The 16,287-nt window shown below is 42.8% G+C and carries 16 protein-coding genes; 4 read left to right on the top strand and 12 right to left on the bottom strand.

All coding sequences use genetic code 11. From position 1 onward, the window contains the following. Positions 1–11: 11 nt before the first annotated feature. Positions 12–623: a TVP38/TMEM64 family protein gene (locus EV213_RS02700; protein WP_133578953.1), complete on the bottom strand. Its 612-nt coding sequence runs from the start codon at positions 621–623 to the stop codon at positions 12–14. A gap of 202 nt (positions 624–825) precedes the next feature. Between EV213_RS02700 and EV213_RS02695 the strand changes: the two genes are divergently transcribed. Beyond that, complete coding sequence (locus EV213_RS02695; protein WP_133578952.1) at positions 826–2,163, top strand: cytochrome ubiquinol oxidase subunit I; 1,338 nt, start codon at positions 826–828, stop codon at positions 2,161–2,163. After that, positions 2,156–3,187 carry a cytochrome d ubiquinol oxidase subunit II gene (locus EV213_RS02690; protein ID WP_133578951.1) on the top strand — a complete coding sequence of 344 codons (1,032 nt, stop codon included), beginning with the start codon at positions 2,156–2,158 and terminating at the stop codon, positions 3,185–3,187. The genes EV213_RS02695 and EV213_RS02690 overlap by 8 nt, the downstream gene beginning before the upstream one ends. Here the strand turns inward: EV213_RS02690 and EV213_RS02685 are convergent. Beyond that, a complete protein-coding gene (locus EV213_RS02685; protein WP_166639135.1) occupies positions 3,184–3,657 on the bottom strand; it encodes a competence protein ComK in 474 nt (157 codons plus the stop codon). The genes EV213_RS02690 and EV213_RS02685 overlap by 4 nt on opposite strands. Before the next feature lie 143 nt (positions 3,658–3,800). Between EV213_RS02685 and EV213_RS02680 the strand changes: the two genes are divergently transcribed. Together EV213_RS02680 and EV213_RS02675 are read left to right on the top strand one after the other, a co-directional pair. Beyond that, positions 3,801–4,253: a hypothetical protein gene (locus EV213_RS02680; RefSeq protein ID WP_133578949.1), complete on the top strand. Its 453-nt coding sequence runs from the start codon at positions 3,801–3,803 to the stop codon at positions 4,251–4,253. A gap of 81 nt (positions 4,254–4,334) precedes the next feature. Next, positions 4,335–4,571, top strand: coding sequence for an IDEAL domain-containing protein (locus EV213_RS02675; RefSeq protein ID WP_133578948.1), 237 nt, complete (start codon positions 4,335–4,337; stop codon positions 4,569–4,571). A 65-nt stretch (positions 4,572–4,636) separates the two neighbouring features. On the opposite strand, the gene EV213_RS02670 is transcribed toward EV213_RS02675, so the two are convergent. The 10 genes from EV213_RS02670 to EV213_RS02625 all read right to left on the bottom strand — a co-directional run bounded on the left by EV213_RS02670 (position 4,637) and on the right by EV213_RS02625 (position 16,274). After that, positions 4,637–5,170, bottom strand: coding sequence for a hypothetical protein (locus EV213_RS02670; RefSeq protein WP_133578947.1), 534 nt, complete (start codon positions 5,168–5,170; stop codon positions 4,637–4,639). A gap of 245 nt (positions 5,171–5,415) precedes the next feature. Continuing rightward, on the bottom strand, positions 5,416–6,351 hold the full coding sequence (locus EV213_RS02665) for a GumC domain-containing protein (RefSeq protein WP_133578946.1): 936 nt from the start codon (positions 6,349–6,351) through the stop codon (positions 5,416–5,418). 80 nt (positions 6,352–6,431) lie between these two features. After that, entirely contained in the window at positions 6,432–7,652 is a 1,221-nt protein-coding gene (locus EV213_RS02660) for a M48 family metalloprotease (protein WP_133578945.1), read from the bottom strand. Positions 7,653–7,703: 51 nt separating this feature from the next. After that, positions 7,704–8,111: a YhjD family protein gene (locus EV213_RS02655; protein ID WP_133578944.1), complete on the bottom strand. Its 408-nt coding sequence runs from the start codon at positions 8,109–8,111 to the stop codon at positions 7,704–7,706. 440 nt (positions 8,112–8,551) lie between these two features. Beyond that, the gene (lplA, locus tag EV213_RS02650; protein WP_133578943.1) at positions 8,552–9,544 is read right to left on the bottom strand and encodes a lipoate--protein ligase; all 993 of its coding nucleotides are present in this window, start codon (positions 9,542–9,544) and stop codon (positions 8,552–8,554) included. 1,135 nt (positions 9,545–10,679) lie between these two features. Then, on the bottom strand, positions 10,680–11,477 hold the full coding sequence (locus EV213_RS02645) for an ABC transporter ATP-binding protein (RefSeq protein WP_133578942.1): 798 nt from the start codon (positions 11,475–11,477) through the stop codon (positions 10,680–10,682). Further along, a complete protein-coding gene (locus EV213_RS02640; protein ID WP_133578941.1) occupies positions 11,452–12,399 on the bottom strand; it encodes an ABC transporter permease in 948 nt (315 codons plus the stop codon). The genes EV213_RS02645 and EV213_RS02640 overlap by 26 nt, the downstream gene beginning before the upstream one ends. 37 nt (positions 12,400–12,436) lie before the next feature. Continuing rightward, entirely contained in the window at positions 12,437–13,411 is a 975-nt protein-coding gene (locus tag EV213_RS02635) for an ABC transporter substrate-binding protein (protein WP_424923022.1), read from the bottom strand. Positions 13,412–13,703: 292 nt separating this feature from the next. Continuing rightward, on the bottom strand, positions 13,704–15,338 hold the full coding sequence (locus EV213_RS02630; protein ID WP_133578940.1) for a type 2 periplasmic-binding domain-containing protein: 1,635 nt from the start codon (positions 15,336–15,338) through the stop codon (positions 13,704–13,706). A gap of 42 nt (positions 15,339–15,380) precedes the next feature. After that, positions 15,381–16,274 (bottom strand): carbohydrate ABC transporter permease, encoded by an 894-nt coding sequence (locus EV213_RS02625; protein ID WP_133578939.1) that lies wholly within the window; start codon positions 16,272–16,274, stop codon positions 15,381–15,383. Between the last annotated feature and the right edge of the window lie 13 nt (positions 16,275–16,287).

Below are 16,287 nucleotides of genomic sequence, written 5' to 3'. Positions count from 1 at the left end.
ACAAACAAACTTTATAGACCACGTACATTGCTTTGCATGCGCTTTTCCGCTCGTTTCCCAACCCACCAAAGAAGGCCGATAACGATTAGAACGACAACCGTCTTTAATGGTTCCTGAATCAACTCCCTAAAATCATGACCCACATATGAAATTAAAAAGTACATTACTGCTTTACCTAACATAAGCGCAAGCAAAAATTGATAGATATTCACTCTTGAAAGCGCAGCAACGACATTGATCACTGAGGATGGAGAAAACGGGAAACAAAGCAGGAGAAAAAGCGGACCAAATCCACGTTTTTTCACCCATAACGTCATACGCTTAATCTGTTTTTGTTCCCTAAGCACACGTAAAAACCGAGCATCTCCAATATATCGTACGATAATAAAAACACAAAAAGATCCTGCCACTGCCCCCGCCCATGATAATAAAAAACCTGGAATAAGACCAAATGCCTGAGCGTTGGCAATGCCAAAAAGCACGGCGGGCAAAAAAGGGAGAAACGCTTCAATAAAAGGAAGGAAAAACCCCAATAAAAAGCCGTATGAGCGATATTCTTGAACAATATCTTCTACATTTCCTGATGATACCCACTCATTTAATTGCGTGATCCATTCTTCCATACAATCTGCGTCTCCTAACCACCGTCAAAACGATTTGCATTACTAGTGTACTACAACAAATTCGGATTTCCTAGCCAGATGATATTTTCACACAGTTTACGCATAATGGTTGTCTTTCCTTCAAAAGATAACGTCATCACTGAAAAACCATTGTAGTACCGAATACGTTTTTGCATTGGTGCTCTGGAGAAAGCAGGTTCGTATGGATGACCTCGTAATTGCACGTTCATTATTTGGTATGACGATGGGTGTACACATCATTTTTGCTACTCTAGGTGTCGGCTTGCCTGTCATGATTTTAATTTCCGAACTGTTGTTTCAAAAGACAAAGCATCCTGATTATGCGTTAATGGCAGACCGATGGACAAGAGGCTTTGCTGTTATTCTCGGTGTTGGCATTCCCACTGGCACAATTGCAGGCGTTCAACTCGCCTTGTTATGGCCAGGATTTATGGAGGTTGTGGGAAAGGTAATCTCTTTACCCTTCCAAATTGAAGTTTTTGCTTTCTTCCTTGAGGCCTTGTTCATGTCTATTTATGTGTATGCCGCGGATCGCCTATCGCCGTGGTTGCGAATCTTATCCCTCTTTTTCGTTTGTATTGGCGCGCTCGCGTCGGCCGTGTTGATAACGAATGTCCATGCGTTTGAAGGAACACCTGCCGGCTTTACGATTGCCAATGGCGAGATCTTGGCTGTCGATCCTTGGAAAGCGTTTTTCAATCCAAGCTTCGCTGTTACGGCCGTTCATGTCGCCTTAACTGCCATTATGACAGGCGCCTTTTTTATTGCAATGATTGCCTCCTATAAGCTTTTAAAAAAATCACCAAAAGAACGCACAAAGCAATTTCATCGTAAAGCTTTACGAATGGCGGTCATTACTGGAGGGGTTTTTGCTCTGCTCACTTCCTTGAATGGGCATGAATCAGCTCAGCACCTACACCATTACCAGCCAGAAAAGCTGGCTGCTGCTGAAGGACTTTTTGACACAACGACATATGCACCTTTGACGATTGGTGGCTTTACTGACCGCGAAACACAGGAAGTCAAGTTTGGGATTGAGATCCCGTGGGCACTCTCTTTTCTCGCAAATAACAGCTTTGATGAAGAAGTGCTGGGGTTAAACGATTTTCCCGAAGAATGGTGGCCACCGCTGTTCTCTCATACGCTATTTAATACAATGGTTTTTGCTGGTGGTTTTTTGTTGTTCTGGGCACTATTAGCTGCTTTTTATCTCTTTATACGTAAGAAGCAGCTCCCTCGTTGGATGCTTGTAGGGTTTGTCGCATCAGGTCCAATCGCCTTAATTGGTATTGAAACAGGATGGATTTTTGCCTGTTCTGGACGCCAGCCTTGGGTCATTTATCGCATGATGAAAACGAGTGAGGCAGTGACAACATCAAGCGGTCTACCCACAATGTTTGTTGCATTTTTATGTATTTATATTGTCCTCGTCGTCACTGTCATTATTGTCCTGCATCACTATTTTAAACGTAACCCATTGGAACCTTTATTGATAAAGGAGGAAAGAACGCATGAATGAATTGATTGCAATTACTTTGCTTTGGGGGTTTGTTGTCGTGTATTCAGTCGCGGCAACCATTGACTTTGGTTCAGGGTTTTATTCCATGTTATACAAAGGAAAGGGACAATCGAGAGCAACGACGATTGCAAATCGTTATCTTTCCCCATCATGGAAAGTAACAAATGTGTTTATCGTGATGATCGTTGTAGCGTTATTCAGCTTTTTCCCTGGGGCAAGCTTTGCACTTGGCACAGTTCTTCTAATCCCGGGTAGTCTTATTGTCCTCTTGCTCGCTATTCGCAGTGCCTTCCTTGTGTTCTCGTCTTCAGTTCATCCCAGGCACCAACAAGGGCTTGCGATTATATCGGGTATTTCGGGATTATGTATTCCAGCATTGCTCATTGTTGTCCTGCCCATCACACATGGTAGGTTTATAGGTCAATCGGCAAATCAATCCTATTTAATTGCCGAACGCATCTTCACAAGTGCTAGCGTGTATTCGTTTATTGTATTTGCCGTCTTGTCAACTTTGTTTTTATCTGCACTGTTGTTAGCGGATTATTCAAATGTAGCAAAATCCTCTGAAGCGTATAGACTTTATCGAAAAAACGCCCTCATTACTGGTCCCTTTTCGCTCTTGGCTGCCCTCGCTATTTTTGGAAGCATTCGGTCGGAGGCTTCTTGGTTATATAGTGAGCTAGTGACATTTAAACCGTGGCTATTCGCCTCGCTACTCTGCTTTATTCTCGGTTACGTCTTACTGATTTTTATGAAAAACCGTCCGGGAAGAATCTGGAAGCCTCGTCTTGCTGTAATCTTTACTATATTTCAGTATTTATTTGCCAGCTATGCGTATGGACGTGCACATTTACCTTATATGATCTATCCACATGTAACGATTGCTTCAGGGTTTACGACACCTAGTACGTTCAAAGCGCTTTTCGCGACATATATTGTCGGGTTTATTGTGCTTGTTCCTGGCTTTTATCTTTTTTGGAGATTGTTCATGAAGGATCGTCGATACATTGAACAGGAGGACTAACCGACGCGACTCATAATTGTCTGATGCAAGAATGCCGTTCGATAGAGCTGCGTCTCCAAACTGGCCGCTGACATATCAACAAACCACTGCTCATCCTCGTTCAACCGAACAAACACGCCTTGTGCGGAGCGCCCCATGCGCTCTGCATGTTGGTATGAAATCCAACCGCATCTGCCCGACGTAGGCGACGATGTAGGAAACAAGAAGATTTGAATTGTGGTGGATAAAACTATGGGAGGCTTGTACGTAATTCCAGACAACGCTTTTGTTGCATCTTGTCTACCACGCAAACTAGATCCATAATATTCACAGCTTTTCTTTACCATTTGCAAAGGCTTAATATTCAGTAAATAATCCCGATTTGTTTCCAATACACGCGTTCCTACATCACCATTTTTTAATTGTTCAGGAAATAAAGCAACTGTCTCACGGCCTATTTTATATAGCGTTTGATCATATACGTGATTCACTGGCTTTCTCCTTTCATCATCCCCTCCGACCTTATACCTATCGTATCGTTTTTGGATAATTTTGTCTAGAAAAGATTTCTGTGATATCTCCTGTCCTTTTTTTCTATATATGATAAAAAGCCTGTCTTGATGGGGGAGCTTGCATGAAACGGATGTATATTGAACGCATATTAGCTTCTATTGCTTTAATCGTCACCGGAAGTTTGTTACTCTTTTTTTCGTCTGTCATCCTCTTTCCATGGCCGCTACTCGTGCTTTCCATTTTTTCTGCGTTCGCCTGCATCGGGCTTTTTCGCTATAAAAATGGCTTGCTATCTGTCGTTTTTGCGCTCTGTGGCTTTCTTTCCTTCACACGTTGGCTTCAGCTTTTGTTCGAGACCACAATGCTTTACGTCATCGATTGGATGCTTTGTTTAATTGCTCTCGGATTCTTTTTCTGTCTCATGTTCATCTCTCGTACTCATATGGTTTTGTTTCGAACGTTTTTATTTGTTGGAGGACTGCTCCTCTTGTTTTCATTTCATGCCATCATGCCGTTTGTCATTTGGGGAGTCGTTGGTACAGTTATCGGTTTTACGTTATTTTTCCTTTCATGATTTTTTCTGAATTAATAAAAAAACCTTGCGAAGGTCTTCTAAAGTCACTATAATAAAAAAAAGGGATCAGGGGTGACTGATATGAACAATGAATATTCTTCTACTGAAAAGATGAATGCTTCCGCAACGTCCAACAGCAAGAATGTCAAATCCTTTGTCCTTGACTTGTACATTGATATGGTTCTTGATGAAGCGCTAGCGAAAGCGCGGATTCAGTTCTTACAGGCCAGGATTGATGAAGCACTCGATAAAAATGATAAAGAACAGTTCATGACGTATTCAAAAGAGTATCAAAAATTGATGACGTCAATGTATTAAAGATCTTGACAACACTTTATATAAACGTAACAGCCCGATCAAGCAAATGCTTGATCGGGCTTTTTTCATGAAACGCTTAATGAAGCAATGTAATCAACGATCAGATGCATCTCAATTTGCTGCACACGTTGACAAGTGGCGATAAGTACCGCATCTTTTTCAGATGTCGCCTGATTGACGAGCTGTATAAACTGAGGAGCGTTCCATGTCGTTTGCTCTGCAAATATCTCAGGGTACACAGCTTTGCTTTTCTCTAAAAGCGCAGGAAAAATCGGATGGTCCCCTACGCCTTGATACCAATAGCTCGCGTTAGAAAAATCTCCTTCTCGACGATGCATCATTCCATGAAGCAAGCTTCCTGTGGATTCCTCTAGCTGTTGTGAAATGTCATGGGACGCATGCAAATCATCATTCCAAAGCAATAATGCGCTTTTCATGGCGTCGGCCGCCCATTCTGGAGCATCCTCTGAGGCTAGCTCTCGTGAATCCATAGCAAGGATGTCCTCTGATAACGCTTCCATCCAAGTGTTTTTCGGCAATAAAGGCAGCTCTGCCCCACGTTCAATCAATTGTGCAATAGAATGTTCCAATGTCGTCATAGATTGTCTCGTCCCTTCAAAGTAAAATATACGTATAATCGATTACATTTGGTTCCTGGCGGGTATGCTATTGTAAGCAATGCCGATTCTCAAAAAAGGAGGGTACATCAATGCGAAGGTCCGGTAAAGAGCCTAAACCTCATCTTCAGGCAACGGTTCGTGCCCAGTATCACAAGCCTTTCCAAGCAAAGGGCCACCCCATCTGCGAGAAACCTCAACGTACAGCCTACATCCATTGTGACTGACTAGCTATTTAAAATAAAGCGTTTTTTCTCGTAGCTCACGTCTTGTTTTCGCTTCTCTATTTCCTGCTCCCGTACCTCAACAATTCGAAGGACTCTCTCTACTTCACGTTGCTGTTCTCTTAAATGATCTAAAGACTTATGAATTTTGTCCTGCATAATCCAGTCTGCAATAAGACCATCAAAAAACACATCAGCAAAACGGACAAATTCATTGGATTCTAGCGTCAAATCGAATTCATGCTGGATATCATTTAACTCTCTTTTAAACCGTCGCAAAGCATGTTGCACATTATGGATTTTTTCTTCCCCTTCACTCATATGCGAATGCTTAATCATTGATGAGATCGCGCCGCCACCAAACATATCAAACGTTCCCCAACCTTTTGCGCTATCGAACGAAGAGATTGCTTCTTGCAACGCATGCTTCACTCTTTGTCCTGCCAGTCTTGCTTCCTTTACGTCTTTATACAAAGCCTCTAGCTTCACGTACTCTATTGATAAATCGTTCAGCACCACAGACATTTGTGTATTTTTTTCTTTTACTAACGTTTCTTTTTGAGCCAATAGCTGTTGGTACTCAATTTCAATTGATTGTGAAGTTCTTTGATTTTGTTCGAGCTCTGCCTTCTCATTCTCAAGATCATCGACTGAAGCAACAGCTTCATCGTATTTTAGCTTAATTGCCGCGACCTCTTGTTTCTCTTTTCTTAATCGTTCCTGTTTTGAACCAAGCATGCTGTAAAACACGTTGTACGGATGAAACCCAACAAGCTGTTGTACGTCCTTTTCTTCCGCTTCAAGTTGGCTTCTAAATGATGCTGCTTTCTCCTTTTCTAGTTGGAGCTCTTGTAAAACTTTTGCTAAGTGCTTCGCTCGCTTCGTTTGTAATCTCTTTTCTTCAGTAAGCTCAACAAGCTTCCGATCTATCTCCTCCATAAGTGCTTCTCCTCCCTCATTTTAAGCTGGCCAAGGCATTTCACCCTTCTATCTTCTAAACCTTACGTACAAGAAGGGGATTACGTTTCATCCGATTGAACGATCTGATAAATGCGGTCGCTGATTGGGGGATGACTGGACAGCCACCACTGCACCCAGTTAGGTGGATACGCGACAGAATAGTTTCGTAAACCAATTGCCTGGTATGCACGTATTCCCGCCTGTTGATCGGGCGCATGTGTTAACGCGTACTCATCTGCTCGTTCTTCCATAACTCTTGACACCCCGTTTTGTATTGGGGAGGACAGAAACAAAAGCACACTTAATACGAGCAAAACAAAAGGGAGTGTCCGTGCATCACTTTTTGTTTGTGGTAGCTTCAATGGCTGTGCATTTGACGATCGAACGACAAAGTGCGTGAGCAATTGATCAATGCAATAAAACATCGGTAGCATCAGTAGAATACTACCTGCCAACCCTAGATAAAAATGTTTTTCAACAAAGTGCCCGAATTCATGAGCCGTTATGTACAGAATTTCATCTGGCGCTAATGCCAAGAGCGTCGTATCCCACATCACGATACGAGCCGTGTGACCGATCCCATAGACATACGCATTTAACGCTGTACTCGTCGAAGACCGATTCACCTCATAAAGATGATTCACTCCAATGTCTTGTGAAGTAGCAAAGGCCAGAATATCCTGTTCCGTCTCTGTGTTTTCCAGTGGTTTTGTTTCATAAAAAAGCGGTTCGATGACAATTGGCTGTAAAATAACATACATACATGCTAGTGGAGCTGCAAGCAGCCACATCCACAGCCACCAATGTCGAAATTTTTTCATAAAGCTATACACGAGAATGGCTATAAAGCCAATGAGGACAATTTGCACAAGGCTAGACACTAGCCAATCCTGCAACCAATCTCCAATCGATTGAACGCTTAGCCCTTCGCGCACAGCCAAGCGATATTGGACGTAGGAAAACGGCAGCATCGCTACGTCAACAACAACATAAATAAAGGCTAAATAGGCCGGAAGTCTGAGCTGCCTCCGTACCCCTCTGAACAGCGCTTCTTGCATTGCCATCCCAAATGTAGTCCATAAAAACATACCATAAATAAGCCATTTTAGCGGCGTGACAAGGAAATATACTAAATACCGTACTTTAGCGAGCTGTTCATGCGCTTGCCATTCCCCTGGTGCCAATAAAGCCAAAAGATCTGCTTCTGTTCCATCATATTTGCCTGGTGGTGTAAAAGAGGCAAAGAACAAAAAATAAACACTAATTCCGAATGCGTACACAACATAGACCCAACAAAACCTTTGGTACCAGACGCTCAGCGAAGCCACCTCCTAAAGACGTTCCGACACTTTTCTGTGGCAATGAAAAAAGCCAAGCAAACGCTTTTCAATCCGTTGTTTGAGTCTAACAGAATGAAGCAAACGCTTCTTCTCATACCCGCGAAATCGTATGAGGAATCCGATCTGATTCGCTCCATTATAAAGTCTTTGATCTTCCAACTTATGAAGCGTTATATGATGGAGCCGAAGCTGCTTCCTCACCTCGTAGGAAGACCGTGACAATTGATGTAAAATATCATTTTGCAAGGTTTCGTACAAGTGGGGAAACTTGACCTTGCCGTGAAAAGACATCAAGGCCAGTTGATCCCTCTCTATGACCTTCCTTGCATAATAAATGTCGATGTAAGCGTCAATCCATTGAATTTCTTCAGAAGATAAGTAATTTGACCTCGGGACCATCTTCTCCCCTCCTCTAGAACAGTATATACGAATATACGTTCTGTTATGAAGTGGGGATTATTGGTTTTGCTTAACTCAACTTTTGCATCTTTCATTTGGCAGACACGCTTAGATATCACTGGGTAAATCTACAATCTAATGTTGTGGTTGCTTTTTATACAAGCTGCCATACGCTCGCTTTCCGCGGGCGAACTGCGAGCCTCCTCGGCACTTCGTGCGCTGCGGGGTCTCGCTTAGCTCGCTTTTCCCGCTGGAGTCTCGCTAGTGGCTGCTTTAATGATGACCTAATTTTATAATGTCATATGAATTAAAAAGGGACTCATCTAATGATTTAAAGCGTAGAGATCCGCTTAGTTACTAAAAGACGATATTTTAGGAAATACAGGATTGTGAACATTGGAGCGTTGAAGGTGATTTTTGCTCTGCGTAAGTTGTCTTGCTTAATAAATCAGCTGCACAAGATCCTCTGTAGTGATGTTTCCAAAGTAATGAGGGATTTGAACATCTTGCAGAGCTTGGCGAACGCCTTCCTTCGTGTAAGTTGCCCCGATAAGCCTTTGTTCAATATCGGTTATGTCGCCGACGCCAAAGAAATCACCAAAAATTTTACAGTCTGCAATCACACCTTTGGCAACATTCAAACGAAGGTCAATCGACCCGACAGGAAAACGATGGGAGTGTTGGATATCAAATTTAGGCGATCGACCATAATTCCAATCCCAATTGCGGTATCGTGCTTCCGAAATTTTTTCAATTCCTGCGAGATCTTCTTCAGTCCACTCATACGTTGGAATATCGTCTGCTGTTTTAAATATGTATCGCAAGAGTGCCTGTTTAAATTCCTCAATGGCCATTTTTTGATCCATAAGATCGGAAATATTCGTCACACGACTTCGGATTGATTTTATGCCTTTGGATTGAATTTTTTCCATTTTGACGTTTAACGCTGAGACCACATTTTCGATTTCTGAATCAAACATTAATGTCCCATGACTAAACATACGTCCGCGCGTTGAAAACATGGCATTGCCGGAGATTTTTTTCCCATCAGCCTCGATGTCGTTTCGTCCACTAAGTTGTGCATTCACACCAAATTCACGTAGAGCCTCGATAACGGGTTCAGTGAATTTTTTAAAATTGTGGAAGCTCTCGCCGTCATCTTTCGTGATAAAACTGAAGTTCAAGTTCCCTAAATCGTGGTAGACTGCCCCTCCACCCGACAAACGGCGCACGACCTTAATGTCGTTATCCTCTACATATGTCGTGTTGATTTCCTCAACCGTATTTTGGTTTTTGCCAATGATAATCGATGGCTCGTTAATGTAAAACAGCAAATAAGAGTCGTCGTCAAGCTGTAAATGCTTTAACGCATACTCCTCCATTGCTAAATTATACCTCGGATCAGTATTTCCTAGATTGTCCAAAAAGATCACGTTGGACATCCTCCCTTCATACACATATTGTTCTTTCTTATTGTAAACTCTCACCAGCAAAAAGAAAACAGACAGGCTTTTCATGAAGCTGAATTTTACTTATTAAACGTTCGCACCTTACATTTGGCAGACACACTTAGATATCACTGGGTACACCTGCAATTTATTAATGTTGAAGGTAATTATTGCACTGCGCAAGTTATCTAAACATAAGTCCACCGCTGCATCAATATTGCACTAGATGATTCAACTTGCATGAAACGATACACTTACTTGTCTTGTTTGGTAAGCAATCACGCCCTAACACGCTTTCTTACTCGTAATACGAGACCGAGACAAAATAAAACAATTTACGCAGAAGCAAACATCAGCGTAGGCAAAATACGTAGACTCCTACGGCAAAGAAAACACGATGAGGTACTCTCGAATCGATGTTTACCTTATACCATTTATGGTGATTTGAAGAAGCGGTGTGATTCCTTTACCACTAGTTATTTAGAGCGTAGAGATCCGTTTTGTTACTTAGAGGCTCCCTTTTAGAAATACAGGATTGTGAGCACCGGCACCATCCCTATTTACTGAATACAGCAGGCGTTGTTTTGAAGTGGTTCATAGATCAATGTTACTTCACTAGGTGATCTAACTTTGCATGAATCAATGCGCTTTCTTTTCTTGTTTGCTAAAGCAACACGGCACAACTCGCTTTTCCGTTTTCTCTGTTATATGAGACCAATAAAAAATAAAACAATTTACGCAGAATAAACATTAGCGTAGTCAAATACGTAGACTCCTGCGGGAACAGCGCGAGCTGAAGATCCCGGAGGAAAGCTTGCTTTCCGAGGAAGCTGAAGCCGTGCCCGCGGAAAGCGGAGTATTTTGACGAAGCGGTCGAAAGGACCGCACCGTGTTTTCTTTGCCGTTGGAGTCTCGCTAATGGCTGCTTTTGATTCTTTTTTCTTGCTCAGGCATGGCTCAAAAGGGGTTGTTATGAAATTATATTTCTAGACCTATCTCATCTTGCCTCCACACAAGCACAGTTAGCTTTGAAGGGTCGTTTTTACGCTGCCAAAATTGTGCTACTTAAACAGAAAAAAACTGTGCCCGTAGTCAAATAATTGACTTACAGGCACAGCGATTAACCGAGTAAAGCTCGATCATTCGTCATTTGATCGCCACGAATGTCCGCAAATGCTTTCAATAGCTGTTCAATCGTTAAGGCTGCTTTTTCTTCTCCAGATGCTTCAAAAATAATTTGACCCTTATCCATCATAATTAAGCGATTGCCGAGATCTAACGCTTGTTGCATATTGTGCGTGACCATCAATGTCGTCAACTGCGTTTTATTGACAATCTCTTTCGTCAGTTTTGTAATAATTTCGGCTCGCGACGGATCAAGAGCAGCCGTGTGCTCATCCAGCAAAAGCAGTGAAGGAGAAGTAAAAGTTGCCATCAGTAATGAGAGCGCTTGACGTTCCCCTCCAGACAAAAGACCGACCTTTGCGTTAAAACGATTTTCTAGACCGAGACCGAGCATTTCAAGCTGTTCCTTAAAGTTTGCTCGTCGTTTTTTCGTAATGCCTGAACGAAACAACGACCGTGTCGTCGTACGATTGTAAGCAATCGCCATATTTTCTTCAATCGTCATTGCCGGAGCAGTACCGGCCATAGGGTCCTGAAAAACACGACCAATCCACCGTGCACGCTGATGCTCACGCAGTCCTGTGATATTCTTTCCTTCTAATGTCACCGAACCAACGTCTGGCTCAAGCGTTCCTGAAATGGTGTTCATGAGCGTTGATTTCCCAGCCCCGTTACTCCCGATGACTGTGACAAAATCACCCGGCTTGAGGGAAAGCTGAATGTGATCAAGCGCTTTTTTTTCATCAGGCGTGCCTTCATTAAATACTTTATAGATCTGTTCGAGTTGCAGCAACCGAATCGCCTCCCTGCGCAAGCTGTTTCGCTTTTCGTTGCCTTCGAGCCTTGTCTTTCCTAGCTGCTAGCCATTGTGGAACAATCAATGCAAGCACGACAATCACAGCGGTGATGAGCTTCATATCCGAGCTGTCCATAAAATCCACGCGCAAGGCAAGAGCGGCAACAATACGGTATACGACAGCCCCTAACATAACACTTAAGGTCACACGTGCAATGGTTGTCTTGCCAAACAACGCTTCCCCTATAATGACGGAAGCAAGACCGATGACAATCATCCCGATGCCCATGTTAACATCGCTCACCTTATTGTACTGAACAATTAACGCACCTGACAAAGCGACCATTCCGTTTGATAGTCCAAGACCTAAAATTTTCGTAGCCGTTGTGTTTGCCGAAAAGCTTTGTACCATTTTGGCATTGTTCCCAGTTGCTCTCATTGCTAAGCCAAATTCTGTTTTGAGGAATCTGTCAATGAGTAGCTTAACAATCAGCACGCAAATAAGAGCCAAAATCATGATGTTCCAATCGTTTTCCCCTAACAGACCCGAAAAAGAGACAAACACTGTCTCATCATTCAACATCGTCACATTCGATGCTCCCTGCATAATACGAAGGTTGATTGAATACAAAGCAATCATCATAATAATCCCTGAAAGCAATGGATTAATATTCCCCTTCGTATTCAACAGCCCAGTGATGCAGCCCACTAGAAAACCGGCAATTAAGGCCAACACCGTTGCAAAAAACGGATTGTACCCATTCACAATCAACATTGCTGCTACTGCCCCTCCTGTGACAAAGCTACCATCCACAGTCAGGTCTGGGAAATCAAGCACGCGAAAGGAGAGGTATACGCCAAGTGCCATGATGCCATAAAGCAATCCCAACTCCAATGATCCACTAAACCATACTGGCATAAAGCCTCACTCCTTTCTTGTACCTTCTGTAATGTCATTACTCAATAATGTTGTCAGCAAGCTCATTCCACTCATCTTTCCACTCTACACCCATACGTTCCGCTGCGCCTTTATTGATTTCAAATGTCAACGTTTGTGGTGTTTGTACAGGAAGCTCAGCAGGAGTCGCCTCACCATTTAAGATCTGCACAGCCATTTCTCCAGCTGCATAACCGATGTCCTCATATGAAAAACCAAATCCTGCAAACCCACCACGCTCTACAGAATCAAGCTCACCAACAAACAATGGGATACTATTTTCTTCTGCAACGAGGATGACCGATTCCAACGCTGACACAACAGTGTTGTCTGTGACAACATAAAACGCATCGACAGAGCCAACAAGACTTTCTGCAGCTGTTTTAACATCAGCAGACGTCGCAACTGTGGCCTCTTCGATTGTTGCTCCAGCCTCTTCAGCCGCTTGCTTCGCTAAATCGACCTGATACACGGAGTTTTGCTCACCAGCGTTGTACACCATGCCAATTGTTTTGACACCAAGTTCATTCACCATGAAATCAATCGACTTCGTCACTGCATCAGGCGCTAGATCTGTTGTGCCCGTCACATTGCCGCCAGGCTCTTCAAGCGATGCGACAAGGTCTGCACCAATTGGTTCTGTAACAGAGGTAAACACAATCGGAATGTCTTGCGTTGCTGCAAGAGCGCCTTGTGCCATCGGTGTGGCGTTTGCAAAGATTAAGTCAGCCTCATCACTAATAAAATTATTAACAATATTTCTGATGTTATTTTGATCCCCTTGGGCGTTTTGTTCATCAAAGGTGACATCCAAACCAGCTTCCTCGATGGCTTTTTTGAAACCTGCAGTCGCTGCATCAAGAGATGGATGCTGTACAATCTGCGAAACGCCAACTGTATAGCTTTCTCCTTCACCTTGTGCTGCTTCATTTGACTCATTGTCTGCACCTTCTTGCGTGTCAGATGACCCACCATTTTGTCCACAAGCCACCATGAGCATTAGGACGCATAAGGACAATAGTCCCCATATTTTTTTTGTCAACGTCGATTCCCCCTATTTTTTACAGTAGTACGTATTCGCTTTGACGCATTAAATTAATTTGCATGACGCAGCTAAAAAACGCACAGAGTCATTATACTATATACTAGCGTGAGTGAAAGCTGAAAGATAGAGAGAATTTAAGATTCGCTGAAATGTTTTGGTTATTTTTCACCTGGAAACGTGAAAAGCCCTTGCTCATGGTGAGCAAGGGTCTTATGAAGCATTTAATAGCAGCACATATGATTTAGTTAGACGTACGGTACCTTATAAATGTGGTCCCTGCTTTTGCTTGATTTGTGATTTCAGCAGCGACGTCTTCAATGCCGGCTTGTCGCAAGGCTTCACGAGAGGTTTCGATAATCGCCTTAGCGTCTTCTTCAGAAGGGGCATGAATAGCTTGCAAGACAACATCTCCCAATGTAGCGAACACAGGGTCTAGCTGTTCAAAGTGCTGATGCTCCTTCACTACGATACCTGGATCTTTGCCTTCTATGGCTGTTATTCCTTCTGGTGTCATAATGCTCGCGAATTCTTTTTCTACTTCAAATTTCGGGTCAGACTGATGACCATAAGGTCCACCTGCTAACGAAACGGATCGGTCAAGACCAGATAGATTCTCGTAGACTCCGATCCCTTCATTTTTAAGGGCGTCTGGATCCTCTTTTCGTTTTTCTACCCATTCTTCCTTCGCTACCACTTTTCCATCCTGCATATCGTAATGCACTCCCTCTATGCCATAATTTGACAAGAGGTAACCTTCGTCTGATGACAAGTAATTGATGACGCGCATGGCAGCGTCGAGTTTTTCTTTCGATGCTGTCTTAGGAACGGCAATTAGATTTGAACCCGTTACATTAACCTCAGTTCGGTATGGATCCCCACTAAAATCATTTAGCGGTCCAAGCGGGACAAACTTATCCTCAATTCCTCCCTTTACAAGGTCTGACCAAAGGCCATTAAATTGGTTTGGTACGGTCGCATAACGTCCTTGAATAAGCTTTTCGTTGCCAATCGCACCCGTTTGCGTGTACGCTTCGGGGTCGAGTAACCCTTCTGCAAGCAATTGGCGCATATACAGAATGTAGTCCTCATACTCATCCGTCATAAAATTTAACGTCGCTTCTCCATCGTCATCAATCATCCAACTAGATGCACCCGCGACTGGGACAAACATTTCAGACATGATATCTAATGGCCATCCTCCGCTTAGTGACCCTAGGGGAAATATAGGGTTTCCATTGATTTCAAGCTGTTGTTCTTTGACGGACTGCAAAAACTCATAGAGCTGCTCTGGTGTGTGAATGGATTGTGGGTCAGTTCCAACGCTCGCTGCAATCTCTTTATTGACATACAGCCCATACAGCCAATTACCGATGTCTTCTTTTTCAGCTGGGTACCTCGTATGAAGCATGTACTGCCCCCCTTCTTGACGGGCAAAAATAGAATCCCGAAGGCTAGGAGACATATTTTCCTCTGCCACCAATGCCTGTAAATTAGGATACTCCTCTATATAGTCGGTCAGATCATATAACTCGCCCTGATTCGCCGCATCCAATAAAATTTCACTCTCATTGCCCCAAGCAGGTCCGGTATAAATGTCGGGCAAGGAGCCTGTTGCGAAGATTTGCGTAATTTTTTCTACTTCGCTTCCCACGAGATATTCATAATTAAAGACTACACCAGTCTCCTCTGCAATTTTTTGAGCCACTGGGTTGTTGACTATATCGTCAGGTCCTGTTCCCCCATTCCAGTTGTTCAGTACATTGAGCGTAATTGTGCCATCTTCATTATTTTCACCTACCGATGCATCCTCACTAGTATTCTGACAGGCGGCAAGCAGAATGATGAAAGAAATGAACACCATGTTCAATTTCTTCATAAAACCTCATCCCCTTTTTTATTATTTTTCATTTGACCACAATTACCCTTTGACCGACCCAATCATCACTCCTTTCACAAAATACTTTTGTAGAAATGGATACACACAAAGAATAGGAACTGTCGCTACCATTAAGGTCGCCATTCGCAAAGATTCTGGTGTTGTAGCAGCTGTTGTTTGCAGACCTGCTGAAGAGCCTGTCTGTGAAGCATTTCTCGCTGCATTTGCTAACGCCTGTGATTGCGTGAGTAATTCATTCAATAATGTCTGAACGGGCAATAGGTCTTTATTTGTCACAAAGTATGTGCCTGTAAACCAGTCATTCCAATGGAACACACCAATAAACAATCCAATCGTTGCAAGCACTGGAACAGATAACGGCAAGATAATTCTCACGAAAATTCGAAAGTCACCACATCCGTCCATCTTTGCTGATTCCTCCAATGAATCTGGGAGTTGCTGAAAAAATGTTCTCATTATAATAATATTAAAAAAATTATAAAGGAACGGTATAACATACACCCAAAAAGAATCAATCAAACCAAGCTGTCGGTAAAGAATAAACGTAGGAATCATGCCGCCGCTAAAAAGCATCGGCACAAAAATGAAAATGGAAAAGAATGTTCGTCCAGGCAAGCTTTTTTTCGTTAACGCGTAAGCAAATAATGCGCACAAAAAGACATGCAGTATAGTCCCAATAATCGTTCTGAGAATGGTAATTTGATAGGCTGCTAGAAAGGTTGCATCTTGAAAAATTTGTCTATAGTTTTCGAGCGTAAAGCTTTTTGGCCAAAAGTATATCGTGCTCTTTGTCGCTTCAACTCCATCACTTAGTGAATAGGCAAGAATATAAACAAAAGGGTAGAGTGTTCCAAAAGCGAATAGCGCTAAAAAAAGATAATTAAACACTGAGAACAAGGACCATTTTTTTCGCATTCATTCTCCCCTC

The sequence above is a fragment of the Aureibacillus halotolerans genome (assembly GCF_004363045.1).
Classification (GTDB): domain Bacteria; phylum Bacillota; class Bacilli; order Bacillales; family DSM-28697; genus Aureibacillus; species Aureibacillus halotolerans.
Note: the sequence above shows the minus strand (reverse complement) of the source record. Positions and strands in the feature narration are given on the sequence as shown.

What these genes read in the sequence shown, in the direction of transcription:
- EV213_RS02690 (WP_133578951.1), top strand. Translation starts at nt 2,156, where the DNA reads ATGAATGAATTGATTGCAATTACTTTGCTTTGGGGGTTTGTTGTCGTG.
- EV213_RS02630 (WP_133578940.1), bottom strand. Translation starts at nt 15,338, where the DNA reads ATGAAGAAATTGAACATGGTGTTCATTTCTTTCATCATTCTGCTTGCC.
- EV213_RS02640 (WP_133578941.1), bottom strand. Translation starts at nt 12,399, where the DNA reads ATGCCAGTATGGTTTAGTGGATCATTGGAGTTGGGATTGCTTTATGGC.
- EV213_RS02695 (WP_133578952.1), top strand. Translation starts at nt 826, where the DNA reads ATGGATGACCTCGTAATTGCACGTTCATTATTTGGTATGACGATGGGT.
- EV213_RS02675 (WP_133578948.1), top strand. Translation starts at nt 4,335, where the DNA reads ATGAACAATGAATATTCTTCTACTGAAAAGATGAATGCTTCCGCAACG.
- EV213_RS02635 (WP_424923022.1), bottom strand. Translation starts at nt 13,411, where the DNA reads ATGGTGGCTTGTGGACAAAATGGTGGGTCATCTGACACGCAAGAAGGT.
- EV213_RS02625 (WP_133578939.1), bottom strand. Translation starts at nt 16,274, where the DNA reads ATGCGAAAAAAATGGTCCTTGTTCTCAGTGTTTAATTATCTTTTTTTA.
- EV213_RS02655 (WP_133578944.1), bottom strand. Translation starts at nt 8,111, where the DNA reads ATGGTCCCGAGGTCAAATTACTTATCTTCTGAAGAAATTCAATGGATT.
- EV213_RS02700 (WP_133578953.1), bottom strand. Translation starts at nt 623, where the DNA reads ATGGAAGAATGGATCACGCAATTAAATGAGTGGGTATCATCAGGAAAT.
- EV213_RS02680 (WP_133578949.1), top strand. Translation starts at nt 3,801, where the DNA reads ATGAAACGGATGTATATTGAACGCATATTAGCTTCTATTGCTTTAATC.
- EV213_RS02670 (WP_133578947.1), bottom strand. Translation starts at nt 5,170, where the DNA reads ATGACGACATTGGAACATTCTATTGCACAATTGATTGAACGTGGGGCA.
- EV213_RS02665 (WP_133578946.1), bottom strand. Translation starts at nt 6,351, where the DNA reads ATGGAGGAGATAGATCGGAAGCTTGTTGAGCTTACTGAAGAAAAGAGA.